Raw genomic sequence first — 22,953 nt, 5'->3', positions numbered from 1 at the left:
CCGACCTGAGCCGCCGGTCAGGCCCCGGAACCGTGAGGGATCAGCGTCGCGGCGCCCGCCGTCGTACCGACAGGAAGAGCGTGCTGGAGCCCAGCGCCAGGGCGGCCGCCCCGCCGATCGCGAGGTAGGGCGTGGAGCCGTCGCCGCCGGTCGCGGCGAGTGCCGGCTCCTGGCTTCCGGCCGGCTCGGGCGCGTTGGCCTCCGCGGTCGGTGCGGTCGATGTGGCCGGTGCGGCCGATGTGCTCGCGTCGTCGTCGCCGTGACCGCCGTGCTCGATCGTCGACTTGTCGGCACCGGCCGCGATCTGCTCGTCGGTGGGGGCGGAGGCGGCCGGGGCGGCGCCGGTGGCGGCTCCGGCGGTTCCGAAGTCCACGTCCGAGCAGGAGTAGAAGGCCTCCGGGCTGTCCGAGCGCTGCCAGATCGCGTACAGCAGCTGGCGACCGGTGCGCTCGGGGAGGGTGCCGGAGAACGTGTAGAAGCCGCCGGCGGCGACCGGGTCGGTGGCCGTCGCCACCGGGTGGTCGAGATCCAGGTCCGCCCAGGCCAGCGGCTTGGCCGGGTCGTAACCGGCCTTGGTGAGATACACCTTGAAGGTGCCCTTGTGCGGCGCGGTCACCCGGTACTTGAAGGTGTACGACCCGCCGCTGACGTTCGTGGCCGGCCAGTCGGCGCGGGCCAGGTCGAGGCCCTTGAACTCGTCGTTGTCCGCGCTGCACAGCTTCCCGTCCGGAATCAGCGCCTGGTGCTGCCCGTTCGCGTCACCGATGCGGATGCCGTTCCAGTCGTAGAGGGCCTGGGTGCCACCGGCGGCGACCGCCGCCTTGCAGGCGTCCGACTTCGGGCTCTCCGGGTTCTCCGCGTAGCACTGGGCGACCCGGCTGACCGGGTCCCCCATCGTGCCGTGCGCGGACGCGGGCGCGGCGGCGAACGTGACCGCACCCACGCCGAGCGCGACGGCGACGGCGACCTGACGGCGTGTTGCGAGCATGCGGAAACTCCTCGGAACGGTCCCTGGGGGCGGGCTCGGTGCCGCCGGGCTGGATCCCGTGGGGGCGATCAGAAAGCTAGCCCCAAGAAACCGTGGAATCGCCTGCTGGGAGCGGGCGACGGAGATCCTTATGGTCGCCTTAAGGGAGTGTTCGGACTGCGCTGAGGTAGTTAGCGTTCACGCCATGACCAACGACGAGATCCGGCCCGCCAGGGCCGCCGACGTAGCGGCCGTGAAGGCCGTCACAGATATGGCGTACCACCCCTACATCGCACGGATCGGGGTGGTGCCACAGCCCATGGAGGCGGACCACATGGCGAACGTGGCCGCGGGCCGGGTGTTCGTCGTGGGGGAGCCGGTGATCGGGCTCGTCGTCATCGAGGCCCGCGACGACCACCTGTTCCTCGACAGCATCGCCGTCCACCCCGACGCGCACGGCCGGGGGGTGGGACGGCGGCTGCTGGAGTTCGTGGACGCACGCGCGCGTGCGCTCGGCCTGTCCGAGGTCAGGCTCTACACGAACGCGCTGATGTGGGAGAACCAGGAGCTCTACCCGAAGCACGGTTACGAAGTCGTCGAGCGGCGTGTGGACGGGCCGTACGACCGCATCCACTACCGCAAGCGGCTGGGCTGAAAGGCCCGCGGCGAACGGGCCCGGTCAGCCGTCCGGCCACCAGGTCCGTGCGATGTCCTTCCGCACCTCCGGGCGTCCGGCGGGGCGCTCGTCGGCCTCCTCGCGGGTCCGGCGGCGGTCCGTCCTCTTCAGGGGCTTCTGCACGGTTTCGCGGCGCATGGCTGCCTCCTTCAGTGCCTACCGAGATCCGTGTTGTCACGGAGGTAGACGCTTTTGGCGAGAGTTCCTCATCGATGCCGGTCTGTCAGTGGTCGCTGTCACACGGATCGAGTGTCAGTGGTGGGTGTCACGCTGGGGGCATGACGAACGACAGTGATCGGACAGTTGCGGCGAGTGTCGACTGGGATGCGCAGGCCGCCACCTTCGACGCGGAGCCCGATCATGGGCTGGGTGCGCCCGAGGTCCGCACGGCCTGGGCGGAGCGGCTCCGGGCGTGGCTGCCCGCCCGTCCCGCCGACGTCCTCGACCTCGGCTGTGGCACCGGCAGCCTGGCCCTCCTCGCCGCCGAGCAGGGCCACCGCGTCACCGGGGTCGACAGCTCCCCGGCGATGGTGGAGCGGGCCCGCGCCAAGCTGGCCGGCCGTGACGCGGCGTTCCTGCTCGGCGACGCGGCGGCACCCCCGGTGGGCGAGCAGCTGTTCGACACCGTGCTCGTACGCCATGTGCTGTGGACGCTGCCCGACCCCGCGCGCGTGCTGCGGCACTGGCGTGGGCTGCTCCGGCCCGGAGGGCGGTTCGTGCTGGTGGAGGGCGTGTGGGGAGCCGTCGCCCCCGTCGGCATACCCGCCGAGCGGCTCACCGCCCTCCTCGCGCCGCTCGCCGCGGACGTGCGCGTGGAGCGGCTGTCCGCGGCGGCGGTGCTGTGGGGGAAGGAGGTGGACGACGAGCGGTATGCGGTGGTCGCGACGGTGTGAGGCGGCTTCACGGCAGCAGGGACACGTGAGGGGGCTTCACGGCAGCAGGGACAGCAGGGCGGCGAAGTCCGGCTTCCGGGCCAGCGCCTCCAGCGTGTCGAGTGCGGCCACGGCCGCCGCCGCGGCTTCCGGGTCCCGCTCCGTGAGACCGCTCTCGGCGAACTCGTCCTCGTCCAGCCGGCGTACGTCCGTACCGTCCGCGGAGCGCCACAGGTCCAGGTCGAGGTCCTCGACGACCAGCCGGTCGCCGCTGAGCGTCGCCGGACGGGTGACGTCGCAGTACCAGCCCTTCAGCGTGCCGTCGGCGGCGCGGACCTCCTTCACCGCGTACCAGCGGTCGCGCCAGTAGAACTCGGTGAAGACATCGCCCTGTTCGAAGCGGACGAAGCCGAAGTCGCGGGGCGTGTCGCCGGCCCAGGGGGCGCGCACGGCGATCCGGGTGCCGTCGTCGTGCAGCAGCTCGGCGGGGTAACGGATCTTCGTGCGGCCCGCCTTGACCAGCACGACGTCCACCGTGCCCGCCGGCTCAGCCGAGTTCGCGGACGTACCTGACCTCCGTCGCGCAGATCTCGTACCCGAACCACTTGTTGATCGCCAGCATCGGGCCGTTGCCGCTGTCGTTGCCCGTGAACGCCTGCGTGAAGCCGGCGGCGCGGGCGCGGTGCAGGGAGGCGTTCTTGGCGAGCTTGGCCAGACCCCGGCCGCGGAAGGCGCGGGCCGTACCCGTCATCACAGTGCCGATGGGGGTCCCCCCGCTCGAGCGAAGCCGAGAGTGGGGGAGGGTGCCGCCGTCGGTGCGGGCCGCGCTGAAGGCGGCGGGGCGGCCGTCGACCAGGACGACCGAGGTCAGCTCCCGGCTGAACAGCGGGTGCCGCCAGGTCCCGTCCAGCCAGGCCTCGTAGTCGGCGAACTCCGTGTCGATGTCGCTCGGTTCGTCCCGCGTCGTCTCCGCGTCGAGGGCGAAGAGCGGGCGCGGGTCGGCGGCGAAGTCGGCGGCGGTGCGCAGCTCCACGCCGGGCGGGGGAGTCTCCAGCGGGGGGAGGGCGCCGTGCGCGAGGTCGAGCCGGAGGAAGTGGGCGGAGCGGCTCGCGGTGTAGCCGTGCCGCTCGGCGAAGGCACGGTGGGACGGGACGCCCGGGACCCAGGCGTACGAGGTGCTCGCGCCCACCGCCGACAGGTGTGCCTCCGCCGCCCGGACGAGGAGGGTGCCGGCGCCCCGGCCGGTGCGCTCCGGATGCACGTACACGTTGGCGAAGCCCTGGCCCGGTTCCGTGCTCTCGTGGGCGAGGCCGACCTGGGCGGTGCCGACGACCTCGCCGTCCTCCTCCGCGATCAGCTGGCGGAAGCGGGCGTCGGGGTGGGTGTGCGTGAGGTCGTGGACCACGGACTCCGGGGTGCACAGCATGAAAGGGAGGGCGAGCTGCCGGACCCGGGCGAAGCCCTCGGCGTCGGACCGGACGTCGGTGCGCAGGTCACGCACGATCACTGTCATGCGCCGCACGCTATGCGGGACATGAGACCGGATGCCTCTCATTTTCCGGCGGGTGCGGGAGAATCGGGCCGTGACCTTGAAGATCCACATCGATGCCGGCACGCCCCCCTACGAGCAGGTGCGGGCGCAGATCTCCGAGCAGGCGCGCAGCGGGGTGCTGCCGGTGGGGTACCGGCTGCCGACGGTGCGGGGGCTCGCCGAGTCGCTGGGCCTGGCGGTGAACACGGTGGCCAAGGCGTACCGGGCGCTGGAGACGGACGGGGTGATCGAGACCCGGGGCCGCAACGGGACGTTCGTCGCCGCGGCGGGCTCGGCCGCCGACCGCGAGGCGTCGCTGGCCGCCCAGGCCTACGCCGAACGGGTCCGGCGCCTGGGGCTGGGGGAGGAGGACGCGTTGGCCGCGGTGCGGGATGCGTTGCGGGCGGCGTACGGGGAGGGCTGAGGAGAGCTCGGCACCGCCGGAACACGCCGTCGTGGCTGATCGCCGTCGCGGCGGGAGGAAGGAGCCGACGGGAACACCTCGCCGCCAACCTCTGTCCGCCGTAACGGTGTCCAGCCACGACGGCGGAATCCGGCACCGCCGGACGCGGCTCGGCCCGGAGTGGGAAGCGTGGCGTCACCTGGTCGTGATCGGCTTCGGTGTGCGAGTCGCCGTCAGCCCTGCCGCCTGTGCCACCCTTCCGAACGCCACCGCGTCCCGCACCGCCGCCCCGCCCGGGTCGTTGTTGAAGTACGCGTAGACGTCCGCCTTCTTCGGGTACGCCGTGGCGATGCGGTCGATCCATGTCTCCAGGGAGCGGCGGCCGTAGCGGGGCCAGGGGTGGGCCCGGCCCTCGTGGAAGCGGAGGTAGGCCCAGTCGGTGGTGCGCCAGAGCGGGGTCATGGGGTGGGCCCGGATGTCGGCCCAGCACAGGGCCGCGCCCCGGGACTCCAGGACCTCGCGGGTCTCCCGCGTCCACCAGGAGTCATGGCGGGGTTCCACCGCGACGCGAGTGCCGTGGGGGAAGCAGGACAGGCAGGCGTCCAGCAGGCCCGGGTCCGCCTTCAGCGTCGGGGGTAGCTGGAGGAGGACCGGGCCGAGCCGGTCGCCGAGGCCCGCCGCGTGGGTCAGTAGGCGGTCGACCGGCTCCGCGGGATCCTTGAGGCGCTTGATGTGCGTGAGGTAGCGGCTCGCCTTGACCGCGATCACGAAGTCCGGCGGGACCCGGTCCCGCCAGGACGCGAAGTTCTCGCGGGTCGGGAGCCGGTAGAACGCGTTGTTCAGTTCGACCGTGGTGAACTGCTCCGCGTAGGCCTCCAGCCACGAGCGCACGGGCACGTCGGCCGGGTACAGGACGCCCCGCCAGTCCTTGTACTGCCAGCCCGACGTTCCGACGAAGAGGGGCATACCCCCATCAAAGCACCGGCTAGAGGTACAGGCCCGCGTCCGCGCCCTCCCGCGCCCCCGGTACCGAGGTCGGCGCGGTGCCCCGGCGCAGTGCGTACAGCTCCGCCAGGGTCGCCCCGTCCCGGCCCACCGCCTCCTCCCGGCCGACGGCCTCCCTGCCGAGCCAGTCCACCGCCTCGCGGTGGGTCAGCGGGCCCACCTCGATCCGGGCCAGGCAGCGGCCGGGGCGGACCACGGCGGGGTGCAGCCGCTCCAGGTCCTCGTTGGTGGTGACGCCGACCAGGACGTTGCGGCCCTGGCCGAGCAGGCCGTCGGTGAGGTTGAGCAGCCGGGACAGCGCCTGGCCCGCCGTGTGCTTGGCCTCGCCGCGGATCAGTTCGTCGCAGTCCTCAAGGAGCAGCAGCCGCCAGCGGCCCTTGCCGGCGCCGTCCTCCTCGCCGATCGCGATGTCCATCAGGTAGCCGACGTCGGAGAAGAGCCGTTCCGGGTCGAGGACGCAGTCCACCTGGCACCAGTCCCGCCAGGAACGGGCGAGGGTGCGCAGGGCGGAGGTCTTGCCGGTGCCCGGCGGGCCGTGCAGCAGCAGGAGCCGGCCCGCGATGTCCTCCGGTGTCGTCTTCATCAGGCGGTCCATCGCGTCCGCGACCGGCGCCGTGTAGTTGGCGCGGACCTCGTCCCAGGTGCCCGCGGAGATCTGCCGGGTGGTGCGGTGCGGGCCACGGCGCGGCGAGACGTACCAGAAACCCATGGTCACGTTCTCCGGCTGCGGTTCCGGCTCGTCCGCCGCGCCGTCCGTCGCCTCGTTCAGCACCTTGGCGGCCAGCTCGGCGGTGGTGGCGGTGACGGTGACGTCGGCGCCCCGGTTCCAGCGGGACACCAGCAGCGTCCAGCCGTCGCCCTCGGCGAGGGTCGCGCTGCGGTCGTCGTCGCGGGCCACCCGCAGCACCCGCGCCTCCTTCGGCAGCAGGGTCGCCCCGGAGCGCACCCGGTCGATGTTGGCCGCGTGCGAGTACGGCTGCTCGCCCGTCGCGAAGCGGCCGAGGAACAGCGCGTCGACGACGTCGGACGGGGAGTCGGAGTCGTCGACGTTGAGCCGGATCGGCAGCGTCTCGTGCGGCTTGGCAGACATGCCGCCATGATCCGTCACCGGGGCCCGTGGCGCACCCGTTTTCCGAAGTGGGAGGGGAGTGTCGGGTGCGCACCGAGCTTCCGGAGTATCCCGGAGCGGTCACGCACGCAGCCCCGGCGCGCACCCGCTCCTGTTACACAGCTGTCGATCGCCGATACCTGCCCCAGGGGCGATTTCCCCCATTACTGTTGTCCTTGATGGGACGTCATGGGTGGAATTCGGGGGCTCGGCGGTGGCGGCTCACCGCCCTGCTCGGGGTGGGTGTGGCCGCTCTCGCCCTGATCGTGACACTGGTCAACACACTTCCCGGGGGCGGCGCCGGCACCGCGGGCACGACCCGCGACGGCGACAAGGTGCACGGCACCCCCGCCACCCCGCCGGACACCACCGAGCCGTACGTGGGCTGGGGCTTCACCCACACCCAGTACAGCGCCGACGAGGGCAGCGCGAAGGCCACCGAGCGGGTCGAGGACCTGCTCTCCCAGGACGCGGGGCTGCCGCAGGACCAGGCCGTCATGGGCTGGGGCGCCGACAACCCCGAGCCGGTGAAGGGGCGTTACGACTTCGGCGCGCTGGACCGCCGGGTGGACTTCATGCGCAGGTCGGGCGGCACCCCGGTGATCACCCTGTGCTGCTCCCCGGACTGGATGAAGGGCGGCGAGGCGGGGGTGGGCAACACCGACTGGAGCCAGGCCGCCCTGGAGACCGCGCCCACCCCCGACCACTACCAGGACTACGCCGACCTCGCCGCGACCGTCGCCAGACGCTACCCGGACGTACGGCACTTCATCGTCTGGAACGAGTTCAAGGGCTTCTGGAACAACGCGAAGGGCCGCTGGGACTACGAGGGCTACACCGAGCTCTACAACCTCGTCTACAAGGCGTTGAAGGCCGTGAACAAGGACATCATGGTCGGCGGGCCGTACCTCGTGATGGACAGCTTCGACCCGCGCCAGACCGAGAACGCCGCCACCACCCTCAAGGGCGACTGGGGCGTGATGGACCAGCGGGTCGTCGACGCCTTCGACTACTGGAACACCCACAAGGCGGGCGCCGACTTCGTGGTCGTCGACGGGTCCAGCTACACCAACGACGACGACCTGCTGCCGAACGAGTTCGCGGCCACGGACAAGTTCACCGCCGTCAGCGAGTGGGTGCGCAAGCAGACGCACGACCTGCCGCTGTGGTGGGCCGAGTACTACGTCGAGCCCGCCGACGGCCAGGACGAACGCACCGGCTGGACCGAGGACCACCGGGTCGCCGTCCAGGCCGCCGGCATGATCGCCCTCGTCCAGGGCGGCGCCGACTCCGGCTTCTACTGGAACCCGGAGGACGAGAAGGGCGGCGACTGCGCCGGCTGCCTGTGGAGCACGACCGACAGCGGGGACGGCGGGCAGGCCCTGCCCATGTACGACCTGGTGTCCCGGTTCGGGAAGGCGTTCCCGCCGGGGACCAGGTACGAGTCGGTCTCCGTCGCCAAGGACGACGTGCCCAACGTCCGCGTGCTCGCCGGCGACAGGACGATCCTGGTGGTCAACACCCTCGACCGGGCGATCAGCGCCCAGGTGGACGGGAAGCGGTTCGACATGAAGCCGTACGAGGTGAAGTGGCTCACCCGGTAGACCCGGTAGACCCGGTAGACCCGGTGAATCCGGTGCACCGGGTGAGCCACTTCGGCCCCGTCAGTTGAGCGTCAGGAACCGTTGCGCCAGCGACGCCAGCAGCACCGCGAGCAGCGGCAGCGAGAACCAGAAGCTGCCCTGCAGCCACCGCAGTTGACGCACTCCGGGCCGGACCGCTACCCGGACCACCTCGCGGGCCGTCAGCAGCAGGATCAGCGCGACGGCGGCGAGACCGCCGATCACCGACCACGGCGTCCAGGTGATCCGCGGCCCGATCGGCCCCGGATCCGGCTTCTCCACCGCACCCGCGGGCTGCGTGCGCAGCGCGTACATGGTGGCGTCGTCGTTGACCAGGACCTTCGTCAGATCCTGCCGGTTGTCCAGGTTCTGGACCAGCCGGCTCTCCCAGGTCGCCGAGTAGCCGGCGTCCATCTGGAGATAGGTGACCTGACTCCTGTTGATCATCAGATACGAGTTCGGACCGGCGTCCTTCAACGCCTTCACCAGGCTCGACACCAGCACCGGGTCGGTCGGGGCCAGCGTCGGCACGTAGTCGACCCGCTCCATGTCCTTGGCGCCCCACGGGATCGCCGGGGTCACGTCGTTGACGGTGTCGTTGCTCAGCCACAGCAGTCGTACCGTCGGCCTGTCGTGGGCGTAGACGTAGTCCATGGCGGCGACCTCGCCGGGCCGGACCCGCTCGAAGGACTCGTTGCCCCAACGCGCCACCAGGAAGCCGCCCATGAGCAGCAGCCCGGCCATCAGCGCGGCCACCGGCGCCAGGCTGACCTTGTCCCTCTCCCGCTCCTTCGCCGTGGCGCCGGTGCGCGGGAACAGGGCGAGCCCGGCGAGCAGGGCCGCGCCCGGCAGGGCGAACATGAAGACCCGCAGCGCCATCTCGCCGCCGTAGGACTGCATGCCGAAGCCCAGGAACGGGACGAACGTCAGGACCAGCAGGGAACGCTCGCGGTACCGGTGGAAGCGGCGGCGCCACCAGCCCCAGACGGCGAACGCCATCATGCTCCCGGCCAGCAGGACCCGGACGTACAGGACCAGCTTGTGGGTCGAACTCCCGCCCTGGATACGGCCGGAGACCGAGGTGGAGACATTGCTGCCGACCCCGCCGACCCCGCCGAACAGCTCGTTGAAGTGCCCGGACCAGTACGGCTCGGCCATGAAGCCCAGCCAGACCGCCGCCACCACCCCGAACAGGATGGGCAGGCCCCGCAGTTCGGACCTGCCGATCAGGACCAGGACCGCCAGTACGCCCAGCATCACGAACGGGGTGAGCTGGTGTGCCGGGACGGTCGCCGCGTACAGGCCGACCAGCACCATGAGGAGCACGGCCTGCTGACGGCGGTTCGTCGGCTCGACCTCCGCCTCGCCGGGCCGGAACCTCGTCCAGATGACCTGCGGGGCACGGAACCAGACGAGCAGGATCGCCACGAACATCAGGTAGAGCAGGTACGTGAAGCCCTGCGGGGAGAAGTAGTCCTGGCCGACCCAGCCGCACAGCACGAAGATCCAGATACCGGTCCACTTCGCCCGCCAGCTCGCCCGCAGCGACCGTACGAGCAGGAACATCGGTGCCAGATAGGCGAGTTGAATGAACGTCGGCCACCAGCGGATGACCTCGGTGAAGTCCGTGACCCCGCACGCCCGGCCGATGAACGCGGCCGCCGCGAAGAAGCCCGGCCAGCTCCAGCGGGCGTCCAGGTCCGGTACGGCCGAGCCGGTGCGGTCGATGTAGTCGATGAACCCGAGGTGCTGCCAGGCGGTCGGGAAGCGCGGTTCCGTCTCGATCACGGCGGGCAGGGCGTGGAGTGACACGACCGTCGCCAGCAGGGTGACCAGGAGCAGTGCCCTGTGCTCCCGGCGCAGCCACAGCAGCGCGGCGAACACCGTGATCAGCAGCGCCGCCCCGACCAGCGTGGGCAGCGGCAGCACCGAGATCAGCCCGAGGCCGCCCATCCGGTCCAGGTCGGCGTCGTCGAGCCGGGCCGCCGGCACCCAGTAGAGCAGCAGGGCGGCGACCAGGAGACAGCCGAGGACGACTCCCGAGCGGGTGGGCGTCAGCCGCTCCCGCAGCGAGCGCGCGGGCTCCTCGGGAGCCTCGGCCGGTACCGCCGCCTCCTCCGATCCGGACCCCGACCCCGGCTCCGGCTCCGGCTTCGGTACGGCCGTCTTCGCGAACGGCGCGTCGACCTCCGCCTCCTTCAGCAGCGAGACCTCGGCAGGCCCCAGCGAGGCCTCCGCGTGCGGCTCCCTCTCCTCCACCGGCAACCCCAGGTTCCGCGGCGGCCGAAGCGCCCACGTCGGCCGGTCCTCCGGACGGACAACGGGTGTACCCGTGGGCGGAGTTCCCGGCCCCGGCCGGACGTCCGGGCGGCGCTCCACATGGTCGAAGTCCACATGGATGCCGAGGGCGAGGGTGTCGGTGTCCAGCGCCCAGGCCGGGCCCCGCCTGCGCGGTGCGGCGGCGGGCCGAACCTCGCGCGCCCCCAGGTCGGCGAGGTCGCCGTCCGGTGCCGCGTCCTCCGGGATCTCGGCCGGGGCGGCCCGGAGCGTCTTCCACAGCCGGGGCGCCGCGATCGCCACGATCACCGCGAGGCTGGAGATCTCGGCGACGCCCGCGCCGGTCAGCCCCATCCGGGGGAGCAGCAGCAGGGTCAGCCCGAGCACCAGCAGGCACAACAGGCCCTGCAGCCAGGCGAGTCCGGCGGTGCGGCTCTGTGCGCGCAGCACCGCGAAGTACGTCTCCATCACGACCCGGAGCAGCGCGCCGACCGCGAACCAGCGCAGCAGCGGGGTCGCCGCGTCCGCGTAACCGGGCCCGAAGACGCCGAGGATCCAGGGCGCCCCGAAGAACAGCAGCGCGCAGATGGGGATCATGATCCGGGCCATCCGCTTCAGCGCGGCCCGGGTGTTGCCGGCGAGGCGGGCCGGGTCGTGGGAGCCCTCGACGGTCAGCGAGGCGCCCATGTTGATGGCGAGCAGGTTGGTGGTGCCGCCGATGGTGGTGGTGATGTAGAAGTACGCGTTGTCCTCGGAGCTGACCTGCGAGGCGATGATCACCGGGACCAGGTAGACCACGGCGAGGGAGAACAGCGAGCCGGTGTAGTCGCCGGCCAGGAACTTGCCGATCTCCCGCAGCGTGGGCGGTTTCGCATGGTCCTCGGTGGCCTTGATGTGCCGGGGCACCAGGCGCCGGAACACCAGCCAGCCCAGCGGGATGAACGAGGTGGCGATCGCCGCGACCCAGGAGACGAAGACACCGGCCGTCGGGATCGCCACGGACAGGGCGACCAGCAGCCCCAGCTTGACGGCCGAGAACACGGTGTTGCCCACCGGCACCCAGGGTGCGTTGCGCAGCCCGGTCAGTACGCCGTCCTGGAGGGTGAGCAGATTCCAGGAGACGACCGCGACGACGAACCCGAGCCCGTTGAGCGGCCCGTGCAGGAAGCGGTACGACGGCCCCCACACGTTCAGCGTCAGCAGGAAGGCCCCGGCGGCCATCGCCACGATCAGCGAACTGCCCGCGTAGGTACGGAAGATGAGGCGCCCGGTGTGGCGGCCCGCCACCGGGATGAAGCGGGCGAGGGCGCCGGTGAGGGTCACCGCGGTCAGGCCCGCGAGGAACTTCATCGCGGCGATCGCGGCGGAGCCCTGGCCGACGGCCGACTCGGAGTAGTAGCGGGCCGCGGCCAGCCAGAAGCCGAGGCCCAGGACGGCGGAGATGCCGGTGTTGAGCATCAGCGCATAGGCGTTCCGGAAGAGTGGACTGCCGCCGGACGAGCCGCCCCGTCCGGGCAGGCGAAGACGGCGCCCCGACTGCTCGGGCGCCGACGTCTCGGTTGTCGCTGTCTCGGTTGTTGTGGTCGTGTCAGACACGGGAACGGATGGCCTTCCGGCGGACCTGGCGTGCTCTGCGGAGAACGGCGTAACCCTTGGTGAGGGCACGGTCCCTGGCGAAGTTGCGGGCGACAGCTCGGCCTTCGAGCAGTCGCGTGAACTCCTCGGCGTCCGTGCTGCGGCGCACGGTGACGCGCTGCAGCGCGAACGGACCCTGACGGCGGCGGGCGAGGCCGTTGCCGACGGCGAGCGCCTGGGCGTACCCGGCCGCCCGCACGGCCTGCCGTACCCGGCTGCTGGAGTAGCCGTACGGGTAGGCGAACGAGTCGGGCGCGGCTCCCAGTTCGTCGGCGACGATCTCCCGGCAGCGCACCAGCTCCGCGCGCAGCCGGTCGTCGTCCAGCTGGTCGAGCTGCGGGTGGGTGTGGCTGTGCCCACCGATCTCGCAGCCGGCGCCCGCGAGTTCGCGCACCTGGCCCCAGTCGAGCATGGCGTCCAGGCCGCCTCCGGTGTCGTACGCACCCCTGATCCAGCCCGTCGAGACGAACAGCGTGGACGCGAAGCCGTGCTTGGCGAGCACGGGCAGGGCGTGTCGGTGCACGCCCTCGTAGCCGTCGTCGAAGGTGATCAGGACGGGACGGTCGGGGAGCGGGCCGCCCGAGCGCCAGCCGGCCGCCAGGGCGGCCGTGTCGACGGGGGTCAGGCCCAGGTCGCCGATGAGCGCCATCTGCTCGGCGAACGCCTCCGGTGCCACCGACAGCGCGCGGGTGGCGTCGTTGGGCGAGGTCGCCACCGAGTGGTACATGAGGATCGGGACCGGGGCCTCAGCCATGGGAGCCCTCCTCGATCCCGGCGACGGCGAAGGTCGCCCCGCTCCGCCGGGCCCGCACGCTCCCCACCACGTAGCCGCCCGCCGCCGTCAGCACCCCGGCGACGATCGCGCCCGCCCGGCCCGCACCGCCCGGCCGGGCCAGCAGTGCGTCCCGCAGGCCACGAGCGACCCCCGCGGGCAGCACACGCGTGGTGTACCGGCGTTCGGACTCCAGGCCCTTGCCGGCGCCCACACTGCGGGCGACCAGGGCCTTGGAGAGGCCCTCGGCGTAGGCGCGGGTGCGGAAGTACCCGAAGTGCTCGCGGGCTTCCGGCACCCGGTGGTGGATCACCGCGCGGTCGTCGATGAGGAGGACGGCGTCCGGGCGGGCCCGGGTGAGGCGGATGCACAGCTCCGTCTCCTCGCAGCCCAGCGGGCGCTTGTCGCCGTCGCGGCCGATGCCGGTGGCGAAACCGCCCGCCGCGTCGAAGGCCGTACGCCGGAAAGAAGCGTTTCCCCCGAGGACGTTCCGGACCCGGACGCGGCCTGCCGGCAGTCCCCGGTAGGTGCAGCCGACGACCCAGTCGAACTCCTCCGGGAACCAGTCCGGGCGGCGGCCCGAGGCCCAGACGGGCATGGTCCGGCCGCCGACCGCCATCACCCTCGGGTCGGCGTACCCCTCGGCGAAGCGGCGCAGCCAGTCCCGCTCGGCCACGGCGTCGTCGTCGAGGAAGGCGATCACCTCGCCGTAGGAGGCGGCGATACCGGTGTTGCGGCCCGCGGACAGGCCGCGGGGGCCCGCGTTGGCGAGCACCCGCACCTGGGCGGCCTCTTTGTACTCCTTCGTGAGCCGCTCCAGGAGCGCCGGGTTGTGGTCGACGACCAGCAGGGTCTCCAGCGCCGGATACGACTGGGCGCGCACCGAGGAGACCGCCGCGAGGATGTCCTCCCAGCGGTCCTCGGTGTACACGCAGATCACGACGGAGATGTCGGGATCGCTCAAGACGACTCTCCCTGGCCCGTGGTGAGCATCGGGGAGTGCCGCACCCGCCGGCGCAGGTCACGCCGGTTGGAGCGCTCCTTCAGGATCACCTTGAGCACCCGGAGTCCGTCGCGGACGGCGCGCAGGTTGCTGGTGCCGTGGATGCGAAGGTACTCGTAGCTGGGGATCTCCTGCACCTTCAGGCCGGCCTTGACCACCCGGATGTTGATCAGGGTCTCGATCTCGAAGCCGGTGCAGTCGAGGTCGATCTTGTCGAGGCAGTGCCGCCAGAAGGCGTTGTATCCGTAGCAGAGGTCGGTGTAGCGGGCGCCGAACTTGCGGTTGACGACCGTGCACAGCGCCCAGTTGCCCAGTTTGCGGATGAAGGTCATGTCGTCCGTGCCGCCGCCGTTGGCGAAGCGCGAGCCCTTGGCGAAGTCGGCGCCCGAGACCAGGGCGGAGACGTACGACACGATCTCGTGGCCGTCGGCCGAGCCGTCCGCGTCCACCATGACGATGATGTCGCCGGTGCACGCCTCGAATCCGGTGATCAGGGCATCTCCCTTGCCCTTGCCACTCTGTTCGACGACTTTCACTTCGGGCCACAACTCCCGCGCTACTTCCACGGTGTTGTCGGTGGAATTACCGTCCACAAGAACCACTTCATGTATCCAGCCGGGAAGTGTCTTGAAGACGTAGGGGAGATTCTCCGCCTCATTCATGGCGGGGATCACCACGCTCACCGGCGGTGTGATGGCCAGGTGAGAGGAGATCGGCCGGTATTCGGGCGCCATTAACGGATCTTGGCCCGAGGCCGGTGTACGCAGAACAGAACTCATGAGTCTTGTCCCTCTCGTCCGGTGGACCGCCCGCCCCTTGGGCGGCCCGCTTCTGTGTCCGGTTCGAAAGGGGGGTTCTTCTCACCCGTGCTACGGAAAACGGGTCTCCGTATCCGCAGGTGAGCTGGCAAAGCTGGCCGGTCTGCCGACAGGCAGCCGGTCGCGCGGCACGACTCGGAAACGACAGTGGTCACACGAGAAACGACAGTGGTCATTGCAGTCACCGAGCACGGCACCCCCCTACCGCGCCCCGCTCCGGAACATCGCGGTCCCTGAGCCCTCCCCTAGAGCCGCTTGATGACGATCCGATGCGGGTGAGATATACGACGGTATTGATGATTGGACCAGTATGGCAAGACCTGGAAGTGGGTCTCACGTTTTTGTTGGTTTGGCCGTTACGAAACTTTGGCCGACCTTGTTCTTCAACTCGAACGGATTTTCCCGGCTCGCCGGTGCATCCGTTTGAGAATGCGTTCCACCGGTCGCAGAAGTACCAGCAGAAGCAGCAGAACGCTGATCGCGGTCACGGCGACGATGCCGCCGCGCCAGGACCAGCGGTGCACGGCGAGCATGCCCTGGGCGATCAGCATGTCCAGGGCGACCGCACCCGCCAGCGCGGTGAGCACGCGGGCGAACGGATCGAGTCCGCGCAGCGCCAGACCGATCGCCGCGGTTGGCGCGGCGATCAGGAAGAACAGCGCGAACGGCCCGCGCAGCGGCGAGCCCGAGTCGGTGAGCGCGAGCAGCGCACCGGTTCCGGCGACGCCTGTCGCGGCCCCCGCAAGCACGGGCCTCAGGTCCCTCCCCGGTCCTGGCCGTGCCCGTTCGTCCGCTGTTGATGATGTCTTGAGCCGTATGGTCTGCATGGCCGACTTTGCCCCCCAAGGCGTCGGATGCCGGGCTTCAATGTCGCGCAGCCGAACTGGAGGCGTCAAGCAGGTCTCCGGACATGACCGTTCCCCGGAGACACCTGATGCCTCCGGGGAACAAGTCGCTCGATTCCGGTGTCTACCGGTGATCGATTACGACACGAGCTTCAGGAGCTTGTTGGGCGAGCCGGTGCCCACGCTGGTGAGCACGTTGGACGTGGCGCCGTTGACCAGGGCCGTGGCGACCTGGGCCGGGGTGGACGAGGTGTGGCCCGCGAGGTAGACGGCGGCCGCTCCCGCCACGTGCGGGGTGGCCATCGAGGTGCCCGACAGGACGGCGGTGGCGGTGTCGCTGGTGTTGTAGCCCGCCGTGATGGAGGAGCCGGGCGCGAAGATGTCCAGGACCGAGCCGTAGTTGGAGTAGCTGGCCCTGGCGTCGGAGCTGGTGGTGGCGCCGACGGTGATGGCGGTCGAGACCCGGGCCGGGGAGTACGAGGAGGCGTTGGCGCTGCTGTTGCCGGCCGCGATCGCGTAGGTCACCCCACTGGCTATGGAGTTGGCGACCGCGGTGTCGAGCGAGGTGGAGGCCGAGCCGCCGAGCGACATGTTGGCGACCGCCGGGGTGGTGTGGTTCGACGTCACCCAGTTGATGCCCGCGATCACCCCGGCGGTCGTACCCGAGCCGCTGTTGTCCAGCACCCGCACCGCGACGATGTTCGCCTTCTTGGCGACCCCGTACGTGGAGCCGGCGATGGTGGTCGCCACATGGGTGCCGTGGCCGTTGCCGTCGGAGGCGGTGGTGTCGCCGTCGACCGCGTCGTAGCCGTAGGAGGCGCGACCGCTGATCTGGGTGTGGGTGATCCGCACACCGGTGTCGATCACGTAGACGGTCACCCCACTGCCCGCGGTGTCCGGGTAGGTGTAGGTGCCGGACAGCGGAAGGCTCGCCTGGTCGATGCGGTCCAGGCCCCAGGGGGCGCTGGACTGGGTGGTGTCGGTGAGCCGGACCGTCTGGTCCTGTTCGACGGTGGCCACTGCCGGGTCGGCGGCGAGTCTCGCGGCCTGGGTCGGCGAGAGCCTGGCCGAGTAGCCGTTCAGCACCGTGCCGAAGGTCTTCTTGACCGTGCCGCCGTACGCCTTCACCAGGCCCTTGCCCTCGGTCGAGGCGGCCTTGAAACCGGCGCTGTTCTTGAGGGTGACGATGTAGCTGCCCTTGACGGCCGTGGGGGAGCCGGCGTGCAGCACCCTGCCGGTGGCGGGTGCGGCCTGGGCGGGGAGTGCGGTGAGTCCGCCGACGAGGGCGGCGGCCGCCACGGTGGTGACGGCGGCGAACCGCAGCTTCTGGGTACGCAGATGTGCCATTACGAGGGAGTCCTCCTCTAGGCAGCGCGCGCCCGGGTCGGCGCGCGCGTGTGGGGGTGTGCGCGCGGCTTCGCGCACACGGACCGGGAGCGTCGCGTTCCGCTCACGGACCGAGTAAAGAATCGGTTTTCCCCCGGCAAAGAACAAGGGAGTTGACGACCTGTCACGCATCTGTCATGGACACGCAATCAAACGCGCCGGGAGCGCGCGGAATCGGTCCGGTTAGGGCCGGTTGAGAACCCGAACAGTTTTGGCATGGACACTTCCCGTCAACACGCGTAGTTGGTACGACAGTTGTGGCAGAGATCCTGCTAAAGGGAGGTTCCATGAGACGTTCCCGAATTACGGCATACGTGACTTCACTCCTCCTCGCCACCGGCCTCGCCCTCACCGGGGCGGCCGCGACGGAAGCGCAGGCCGCGACCGGGGGCTACGTGGCGCTCGGCGACTCGTACGCGTCCGGCGTCGGCGCCGGCAGCTACATCAGCTCAAGTGGCAGCTGCGACCGCAGCACCAACGCCTACCCCTACCTGTGGAACGCCGCCCACAGCCCGTCCTCGTTCTCGTTCCTCGCGTGTTCGGGCGCCACCACCGACGACGTGCTCTCCGGCCAGCTGGGCACACTGAGCTCCGCCACCGCCCTGGTCTCGGTCACCATCGGCGGCAACGACGCGGGCTTCGCCGACGTCATGACGACCTGTGTGCTCAGCTCCGACAGCACCTGCCTGTCCCGGATCAGCACCGCCGAGGCGTACGTCGACTCCACGCTCCCCGGCAAGCTCGACAACGTCTACGACGCGATCAGCGCCAAGGCCCCCAACGCCAAGGTCGTCGTCATCGGCTACCCCCGCTTCTACCTGCTGGGCACCACGTGCCTCGGTCTCTCCTCGACCAAGCGCACCGCCATCAACAACGCGGCCGACTACATCGACACCGCGATCGCCAAGCGCGCCGCCGACCACGGGTTCACCTTCGGCGACGTCCGCAGCGCGTTCTCCACCCACGAGATCTGCTCGAGCAGCTCCTGGCTGCACAGTGTCAACTGGCTGAACATCACCGAGTCGTACCACCCCACCGCGGCCGGCCAGTCCGGCGGCTATCTCCCGGCCCTGACCAGCAACGCGTGACCCTCGGTCCGTCAACCTTCGGTACGTCAGTACGAGCTTGACGGCGAAGGCGAAGCGGAGGCCCCGTCGCTCGGGGTCTCCGTCGTCGTGGTGCAGGTGACCGAGAACGGCACCGAGTTGGACGTCGTCTCCACCGGGCTGCGCACCTCGACGGCGATCGCGTCGCTCAACGTCCCGCTGTCCGACCAGGTCGTCACGGTCACCCTCGTCTGCCGGGTCCTCCCGCCGCCGTCCGGGAAGGACAGCGTCTTCCAGCCCTGGTCGTCGAGCGTCCCGTCCTTCAGCACCCACCGGTACTGCACGTCCTCGGGCACGCTCCCCACCGTGAACGTCGCCGTGAACGAGGGCGCCTGCGCGGACGACGGCGGACAGGCCCCCGAATAGTCCGTGCGCGAGCCGGCCACACTGACCTTCACGCTCTGCGCGGGCGCGCTGCTGCTCGCGGACCCGGACGGGGAAGCCGACGGGGACTCCGACTTGGTGCTGCTGCTCTTGCTGGGCGCCGGCGAGCTGAGGTTGCTCGCCGACTGGCTCGCCCCCGCGTTGTTGCCGTCGCCGTCGTTGTTGTTGCGGTTGAGGAGGGCGTACGTCAGCCCGCCGAGCGCGAGGACGACCAGCACCAGTCCGATGACCAGTACGGTGCCGGCCCTGCGGTTGCCGTCGGGGTAGGCGGCGGGCGGCCGGGTGTCCACCGGAGCGGTGGGGGTGGTGGGCAACGGGGGCGTGGGGGAGGACGGCTGAGGCTGCCGGGCGACGAGGGTCGGGGTCTCGTACGGCGCCGGGACCGGCACCGTGGCGGCCGTGCTCGGGGTGCCCCCGGCCGCGACCAGCCGCAGGTCGCGCTCGGCCTGTTCGGCGGACAGCCGCTGCGCCGGGTCCTTGCGGAGCAGCCCCTCGATGACGGGGGCGAGCGGCCCGGCCCGGTACGCCGGCGGCAACTCCTCGTCCACCACGGCCCGCAGGGTGCTCAGCGGGGTGTCCTGCCGGAACGGCGAGGTGCCCTCGACCGCCGCGTACAGCATCACACCCAGCGACCACAGATCGGACTCGGGGCCGAACGCCCGCCCCAGTGCCCGCTCCGGGGCGAGGAACTCCGGTGAGCCGACCACCTCGCCGGTCATGGTCAGCGCCGAGCTGCCCTCGACGGTGGCGATCCCGAAGTCGGTGAGCACCACCCGGCCGTCGTTCGACAGCAGGACGTTGCCCGGCTTCACGTCCCGGTGCAGCACCCCGGCGGCGTGCGCGGCCCGCAGCGCGGACAGCACCTCGGCGCCGATGCCCGCGGCCCGCTGCGGGGACATCGGCCCCTCCGTCTCCAGCACGTCGGCGAGGGACACGCCCGGGATCAGCTCCATGACGATCCAGGGGCGTCCGCCCTCCATCGCCACGTCGTACACCGTCACCACGTTGCGGTTCGCGACCCGGGCCGCGGCCCAGGCCTCGCGCTCCAGACGGGCGTACATCCGCTCGACGTCGGAGCCGGGCAGCCCGGCGGGCGCCCGTACCTCCTTGACGGCGACGTCACGGCCCAGCACTTCGTCCCGGGCCCGCCACACGGTACCCATGCCGCCCTCGCCGAGCGGGGACAGCAGTCTGTAGCGGCCCGCGATCACTCGCTCACGGCCCGGCTCTTCGGTCACGGGTGCCCCCCACGGCAGCTCGCAAGAATTCATGACAAACGTAACTCAGAGGAGCGCGGATGCGGCCCCCTTGAGCACCAGCCCGACGCCCAGGGCCACGACCACGAGTGCCGAGGCGAGCGGGGTGGTCCTGCGGACCAGCGTGGCCATGGGGTGGGTGGTCCAGCGAGGGCGTTTGTCCATCACCCGAGTCATTCCCGTACCCAGCTTGACGACGGCGAACCCGGCGGCGGTGAGGGTCAGCGCGAGACCGACGCCGTAGGCGATGACGAGAAGCAGCCCGAACCAGGCCTGGCCGAGGGCGGCGGCGCCGACCAGCACTACGACGGCGGAGGGGCTGGGGACGAGGCCGCCGGCGAAGCCGAGGAGGATGGTGCCGCGGAGGGTGGGGGCCGTGGGGTGGGTGTGGGTGAACCCGCCGTGGCTGTGCGGCAGGTTGGTGTGGCCGTGATCGGGGGCTGCGCCCCCGGACCCCCCTTCGGCCTGAACGGCCTCGTCCTCAAGCGCCGGACGGGCTGAAGCATGTGGCTGAGCGCCGTGGTCATGCCCATGAGGGTGGTCGTGGTCGTGCGTGTGGTCGTGCCCGTGATCGTGCCCGTGATCGTGCCCGTGATCGTGCGTGTGGGCGTGGGCTCGGGCGTGGTCGTGTGTACCGACCAGGGCCAGCTCTCGCCTCTCGGCCGTCGCGTGCGCGTGCCCGTGCTCATGGTCGGGATCGTGATCGTGCCCGTGGTGATGGTCGTGCCCGTGGGCGTGGTCATGGCCATGGGCGTGTTCGTGGGCCCTGTTCCGCCAGGCCCTGCGGGTCAGGTTCGCGCCCGCTGCCAGGACCATGAGGCCGCTCGCGATGCCCAGCCAGGCGATCACCGACGGGGTGGCCGCCGAGCCCGCCGTCACCAGGATGCCCAGGGCGACCACGCCCAGGGTGTGGGTGACCGTGACCGACGCGGCGAGCGGGAGGACGTCGCGGAGGCGGGCGCGGCCGCCGCGGGCCGCCGCCGTCGCCGCCATCAGGGTCTTGCCGTGGCCCGGTGCGAGGGCGTGCATCGCGCCGAGGACGATCGAGATGAAGAGCGCGAGCACCGCGAAGCCGACGGTGAGGTGGTTGCGGGCGACCAGGTCGGTCAGGGCCTGGGTCCAGCGGTCGATGCCCCGGGGGAGGATCTCGGCACCCGGGGTGACCTGCCGTTCCGCGGTGAGGGCCGGGCCGCCGGGCCGTACGTGGACGGCGGCGGTCGTGATGTCGGCGGGGGAGGAGAGCAGGTCCTTGGGGTAGCTGGTGAGTTCGTGGGAGACGGACGTCTTCGGTACGTCCGTCTTCGTCAGCGTCATCCGGTCGCCGCGCGCCGTGATCTCCCGCCAGCCGGGGCCGCTGTCGGTGCCCGCGCTGTGGAAGGTGAGGGTGGCCGTGGTGCCCTTGGGGAGCGGCGCGGTGAACCGGCACTCCACGCGCAGGGTGTTCAGACCGGCCTGGCCCGGGCGCAGTTCGGCGTGGCTGGTGCCGACGGTGAGCGGCGTCGCCCTGCCGTCGACCGTGAGTTTGCTGCCGTCCGCCGCCGTCGTGCAGCGCTGCTCGGCCCACTTGGCCATGCCCAGCCGCTTCAGGTCGGGCTTGGCCTGGGTCGCCGGGATCTCGGCGAGGTCCTCGACGTGGTCGACACGGAGCTGTCCGGGGGCGGCGACGAGACCGTCGTACTTGTTGACGGTGAAGTTGCCGAGCGGGTGCGCGCTCGCGGCCGTGCCGGACAGCAGTGTCGCGGCGCAGGCCAGGGCGAAGACGGCGGCGGTCCGGCGGAGGTTCACTTCGAGTCCTCCAGCGCCTTGCGGGCCGTGCGGGCGCCCAGCGGGGAGAAGCCGGGGTTGAGCTTGAGGGCCTTGGTGAGGGCGGCCCGGCCGGCCGCCTTCTCGCCGTTGGCCAGCTCGATCATGCCCTGGTGGTAGATGAAGGAGGCGTTGTGGTAGCCGGTGGCGGTGGCCTGCCGGGCGTACGGCAGCGCCTCCTTGTCCTTGCCGTTGACGTGCAGGGCCCAGGCCAGCGCGTCCGCCGTGTGCACGGTGTGGCGGCGGGCCCACTCGGCGCGGGCGGCCTTCAGCGCCTCGGCCTTGTTGCCGTGGTCGGCGGCGGCGAGGGCGGTGTCGAGGTCGGCGTTGACGCCGTTGGCGCGGGCGAGCGCGATCCAGGCCTCGACGAGCGCGTACTGGTCCTCGGCCTTCTCCTTGTCGCCCTTGGCGTTCCGGTCCTCGTACAACTCGCCGAGCTCGACGAGAGGCTGGGGGAGCGGGTAGCGGGAGACGACCAGTTCCATGCCCTTGATGGCATCGGCCCGATCGCCGCTCGCCGCCTGGGCGCGGGCCCGGCCCTCCAGCGCGGGAAGGTAGTTCTCGTCGGCGGCCAGGGCACGGGCGTAGTAGTCCAGCGCGCTCTTGTAGTCGCCCTGGTTCCAGGCGAGCAGGCCGAGCTGCGCGGCCACGTAGGAGGTGTCGCCCTTCGACGTGGCCGTGGACAGGGCCTGCTGCAGCACCCGCTGGGCGCCCTTGACGTCACCGCGCAGTTCCCGCACATACGCGTACCGGGTGAACACCGGTACGCCGGGCTTGCGTTGGTCGGCGAGGTCGGCCGCCTTGCTCGCCTCGTCGTAGCGGCCGAGTTCGACCAGGGCGTCGATACGGGAGGACAGGGCGTTCGCGCTGTACGGGTTCTGCTTCAGGGCCCGGTCCGCGTAGGTGAGGGCCTGCGCGAACTCGTGCCGGGCGGCGGCCAGCGCGGCCTCGGCGGCCAGCGCCTGGTCGTTGTCCGGGGTGATCTGGAGGGCGCGCTTGAGGGACTTCTCGGCCTGCGGGTAGCGGGACGGGTCGCCCTTGGTACGTGCCTGTTCGACGTAGGCGAGGCCGAGGGTGGCCCAGCTGTCGGAGTCCTTCGGCTGGGTGCGGAGATGGGCCTGGAGGGAGGCGATCGTGGTGGCGAGGTCACCGCTCGCGAGCAGCGCCGGGTCCACCGCGCTCGACGTGGCCACCGGCGCCGCCGCGCCGTCCCGGGAGGCCCCGATGGCGATCGCCCCGCCGGTCAGCGCGATGGCCATCAGCACGGCGGAGCCGGCGAGCCGGGCGCGCCGCCAGTTCCGCCCCGCGGCGGCGAACCGGCGCAGGGCGGTGACGCGCTCGTCGTCCTTCGTCTCGGCGGGCTGCTTGTCGTTCGTACCCGGGGCCATGCCCTCTCCTAGTAGCTGTTCGCGCGAGGCGGCGCGGCCCGCGCCGTGGGGGATTGGGTGGGTGCGGGCCGCGCCAGTAAATGGGGGGCGCGGGTG

The 22,953-nt window shown here is 71.3% G+C and carries 20 protein-coding genes; 5 read left to right on the top strand and 15 right to left on the bottom strand.

The genetic code is table 11. The features are described 5' to 3' along the window. Positions 1-40: 40 nt before the first annotated feature. Positions 41-988, bottom strand: coding sequence for a lytic polysaccharide monooxygenase (locus ACFWPQ_RS34895; protein WP_384043798.1), 948 nt, complete (start codon positions 986-988; stop codon positions 41-43). A 184-nt stretch (positions 989-1,172) separates the two neighbouring features. Between ACFWPQ_RS34895 and ACFWPQ_RS34890 the strand changes: the two genes are divergently transcribed. Then, positions 1,173-1,622, top strand: a complete 450-nt coding sequence (locus tag ACFWPQ_RS34890) for a GNAT family N-acetyltransferase (RefSeq protein WP_384043795.1) — start codon at positions 1,173-1,175, stop codon at positions 1,620-1,622. Positions 1,623-1,646: 24 nt separating this feature from the next. Here the strand turns inward: ACFWPQ_RS34890 and ACFWPQ_RS34885 are convergent, their stop codons facing one another. Then, positions 1,647-1,781 (bottom strand): hypothetical protein, encoded by a 135-nt coding sequence (locus tag ACFWPQ_RS34885; RefSeq protein ID WP_302832631.1) that lies wholly within the window; start codon positions 1,779-1,781, stop codon positions 1,647-1,649. A 140-nt stretch (positions 1,782-1,921) separates the two neighbouring features. Here ACFWPQ_RS34885 and ACFWPQ_RS34880 point away from each other — a divergent pair, with 140 nt between their 5' ends. After that, positions 1,922-2,536 (top strand): class I SAM-dependent methyltransferase, encoded by a 615-nt coding sequence (locus ACFWPQ_RS34880; protein WP_384043793.1) that lies wholly within the window; start codon positions 1,922-1,924, stop codon positions 2,534-2,536. A 36-nt stretch (positions 2,537-2,572) separates the two neighbouring features. Here the strand turns inward: ACFWPQ_RS34880 and ACFWPQ_RS34875 are convergent, their stop codons facing one another. Next, positions 2,573-3,040 (bottom strand): DUF402 domain-containing protein, encoded by a 468-nt coding sequence (locus tag ACFWPQ_RS34875; protein WP_384043790.1) that lies wholly within the window; start codon positions 3,038-3,040, stop codon positions 2,573-2,575. Between the two features lie 22 nt (positions 3,041-3,062). Beyond that, entirely contained in the window at positions 3,063-4,028 is a 966-nt protein-coding gene (locus ACFWPQ_RS34870; protein ID WP_384043787.1) for a GNAT family N-acetyltransferase, read from the bottom strand. A gap of 70 nt (positions 4,029-4,098) precedes the next feature. Here ACFWPQ_RS34870 and ACFWPQ_RS34865 point away from each other — a divergent pair, with 70 nt between their 5' ends. Next, positions 4,099-4,470 (top strand): GntR family transcriptional regulator, encoded by a 372-nt coding sequence (locus ACFWPQ_RS34865; protein WP_384043784.1) that lies wholly within the window; start codon positions 4,099-4,101, stop codon positions 4,468-4,470. Between the two features lie 174 nt (positions 4,471-4,644). Here ACFWPQ_RS34865 and ACFWPQ_RS34860 read toward each other — a convergent pair whose 3' ends face one another. Together ACFWPQ_RS34860 and ACFWPQ_RS34855 are read right to left on the bottom strand one after the other, a co-directional pair. Then, entirely contained in the window at positions 4,645-5,415 is a 771-nt protein-coding gene (locus ACFWPQ_RS34860; RefSeq protein WP_384043781.1) for a DUF72 domain-containing protein, read from the bottom strand. A gap of 19 nt (positions 5,416-5,434) precedes the next feature. Next, on the bottom strand, positions 5,435-6,544 hold the full coding sequence (locus tag ACFWPQ_RS34855; RefSeq protein ID WP_384043778.1) for a DUF5925 domain-containing protein: 1,110 nt from the start codon (positions 6,542-6,544) through the stop codon (positions 5,435-5,437). 197 nt (positions 6,545-6,741) lie between these two features. On the opposite strand from ACFWPQ_RS34855, the gene ACFWPQ_RS34850 reads away from it, so the two are divergent. Then, entirely contained in the window at positions 6,742-8,166 is a 1,425-nt protein-coding gene (locus tag ACFWPQ_RS34850) for a xylan 1,4-beta-xylosidase (protein ID WP_384043775.1), read from the top strand. Between the two features lie 60 nt (positions 8,167-8,226). Here the strand turns inward: ACFWPQ_RS34850 and ACFWPQ_RS34845 are convergent, their stop codons facing one another. The 6 genes from ACFWPQ_RS34845 to ACFWPQ_RS34820 all read right to left on the bottom strand — a co-directional run bounded on the left by ACFWPQ_RS34845 (position 8,227) and on the right by ACFWPQ_RS34820 (position 16,881). After that, on the bottom strand, positions 8,227-12,057 hold the full coding sequence (locus tag ACFWPQ_RS34845) for a lipopolysaccharide biosynthesis protein (RefSeq protein WP_384043772.1): 3,831 nt from the start codon (positions 12,055-12,057) through the stop codon (positions 8,227-8,229). Further along, entirely contained in the window at positions 12,050-12,850 is an 801-nt protein-coding gene (locus ACFWPQ_RS34840; RefSeq protein WP_384043769.1) for a polysaccharide deacetylase family protein, read from the bottom strand. Before ACFWPQ_RS34840 ends, ACFWPQ_RS34845 begins: the two co-directional genes overlap by 8 nt. Further along, positions 12,843-13,832: a glycosyltransferase family 2 protein gene (locus tag ACFWPQ_RS34835; protein WP_384043766.1), complete on the bottom strand. Its 990-nt coding sequence runs from the start codon at positions 13,830-13,832 to the stop codon at positions 12,843-12,845. The genes ACFWPQ_RS34840 and ACFWPQ_RS34835 overlap by 8 nt, the downstream gene beginning before the upstream one ends. Next, positions 13,829-14,650 carry a glycosyltransferase family 2 protein gene (locus ACFWPQ_RS34830; protein WP_384043764.1) on the bottom strand — a complete coding sequence of 274 codons (822 nt, stop codon included), beginning with the start codon at positions 14,648-14,650 and terminating at the stop codon, positions 13,829-13,831. The genes ACFWPQ_RS34835 and ACFWPQ_RS34830 overlap by 4 nt, the downstream gene beginning before the upstream one ends. Positions 14,651-15,072: 422 nt before the next feature. Continuing rightward, positions 15,073-15,438 (bottom strand): hypothetical protein, encoded by a 366-nt coding sequence (locus tag ACFWPQ_RS34825; RefSeq protein ID WP_384043761.1) that lies wholly within the window; start codon positions 15,436-15,438, stop codon positions 15,073-15,075. A 234-nt stretch (positions 15,439-15,672) separates the two neighbouring features. Further along, positions 15,673-16,881 (bottom strand): S8 family peptidase, encoded by a 1,209-nt coding sequence (locus ACFWPQ_RS34820; protein ID WP_384043759.1) that lies wholly within the window; start codon positions 16,879-16,881, stop codon positions 15,673-15,675. Between the two features lie 326 nt (positions 16,882-17,207). Here ACFWPQ_RS34820 and ACFWPQ_RS34815 point away from each other — a divergent pair, with 326 nt between their 5' ends. Further along, positions 17,208-18,008, top strand: coding sequence for an SGNH/GDSL hydrolase family protein (locus ACFWPQ_RS34815; RefSeq protein ID WP_384043755.1), 801 nt, complete (start codon positions 17,208-17,210; stop codon positions 18,006-18,008). A 26-nt stretch (positions 18,009-18,034) separates the two neighbouring features. Here the strand turns inward: ACFWPQ_RS34815 and ACFWPQ_RS34810 are convergent, their stop codons facing one another. Genes ACFWPQ_RS34810 through ACFWPQ_RS34800 form a run of 3 tightly spaced genes read right to left on the bottom strand, consistent with a single transcriptional unit; the run spans position 18,035 to position 22,857 of the window. Then, entirely contained in the window at positions 18,035-19,648 is a 1,614-nt protein-coding gene (locus ACFWPQ_RS34810; protein WP_384043752.1) for a serine/threonine-protein kinase, read from the bottom strand. A gap of 45 nt (positions 19,649-19,693) precedes the next feature. Beyond that, a complete protein-coding gene (locus tag ACFWPQ_RS34805) occupies positions 19,694-21,451 on the bottom strand; it encodes a nickel transporter (protein ID WP_384043749.1) in 1,758 nt (585 codons plus the stop codon). Next, positions 21,448-22,857, bottom strand: a complete 1,410-nt coding sequence (locus ACFWPQ_RS34800) for a tetratricopeptide repeat protein (protein WP_384043746.1) — start codon at positions 22,855-22,857, stop codon at positions 21,448-21,450. Before ACFWPQ_RS34800 ends, ACFWPQ_RS34805 begins: the two co-directional genes overlap by 4 nt. Positions 22,858-22,953: the final 96 nt, after the last annotated feature.

Origin of the sequence: Streptomyces sp. NPDC058464 (assembly GCF_042721035.1) — a bacterium.
GTDB lineage: Bacteria > Actinomycetota > Actinomycetes > Streptomycetales > Streptomycetaceae > Streptomyces.
Note: the sequence above shows the minus strand (reverse complement) of the source record. Positions and strands in the feature narration are given on the sequence as shown.

Coding starts and splice junctions, on each gene's coding strand:
- ACFWPQ_RS34855 (WP_384043778.1), bottom strand. CDS start 6,544: ATGTCTGCCAAGCCGCACGAGACGCTGCCGATCCGGCTCAACGTCGAC.
- ACFWPQ_RS34860 (WP_384043781.1), bottom strand. CDS start 5,415: ATGCCCCTCTTCGTCGGAACGTCGGGCTGGCAGTACAAGGACTGGCGG.
- ACFWPQ_RS34850 (WP_384043775.1), top strand. CDS start 6,742: ATGGGACGTCATGGGTGGAATTCGGGGGCTCGGCGGTGGCGGCTCACC.
- ACFWPQ_RS34870 (WP_384043787.1), bottom strand. CDS start 4,028: ATGACAGTGATCGTGCGTGACCTGCGCACCGACGTCCGGTCCGACGCC.
- ACFWPQ_RS34885 (WP_302832631.1), bottom strand. CDS start 1,781: ATGCGCCGCGAAACCGTGCAGAAGCCCCTGAAGAGGACGGACCGCCGC.
- ACFWPQ_RS34880 (WP_384043793.1), top strand. CDS start 1,922: ATGACGAACGACAGTGATCGGACAGTTGCGGCGAGTGTCGACTGGGAT.
- ACFWPQ_RS34815 (WP_384043755.1), top strand. CDS start 17,208: ATGAGACGTTCCCGAATTACGGCATACGTGACTTCACTCCTCCTCGCC.
- ACFWPQ_RS34800 (WP_384043746.1), bottom strand. CDS start 22,857: ATGGCCCCGGGTACGAACGACAAGCAGCCCGCCGAGACGAAGGACGAC.
- ACFWPQ_RS34840 (WP_384043769.1), bottom strand. CDS start 12,850: ATGGCTGAGGCCCCGGTCCCGATCCTCATGTACCACTCGGTGGCGACC.
- ACFWPQ_RS34830 (WP_384043764.1), bottom strand. CDS start 14,650: ATGAGTTCTGTTCTGCGTACACCGGCCTCGGGCCAAGATCCGTTAATG.
- ACFWPQ_RS34895 (WP_384043798.1), bottom strand. CDS start 988: ATGCTCGCAACACGCCGTCAGGTCGCCGTCGCCGTCGCGCTCGGCGTG.
- ACFWPQ_RS34820 (WP_384043759.1), bottom strand. CDS start 16,881: ATGGCACATCTGCGTACCCAGAAGCTGCGGTTCGCCGCCGTCACCACC.
- ACFWPQ_RS34890 (WP_384043795.1), top strand. CDS start 1,173: ATGACCAACGACGAGATCCGGCCCGCCAGGGCCGCCGACGTAGCGGCC.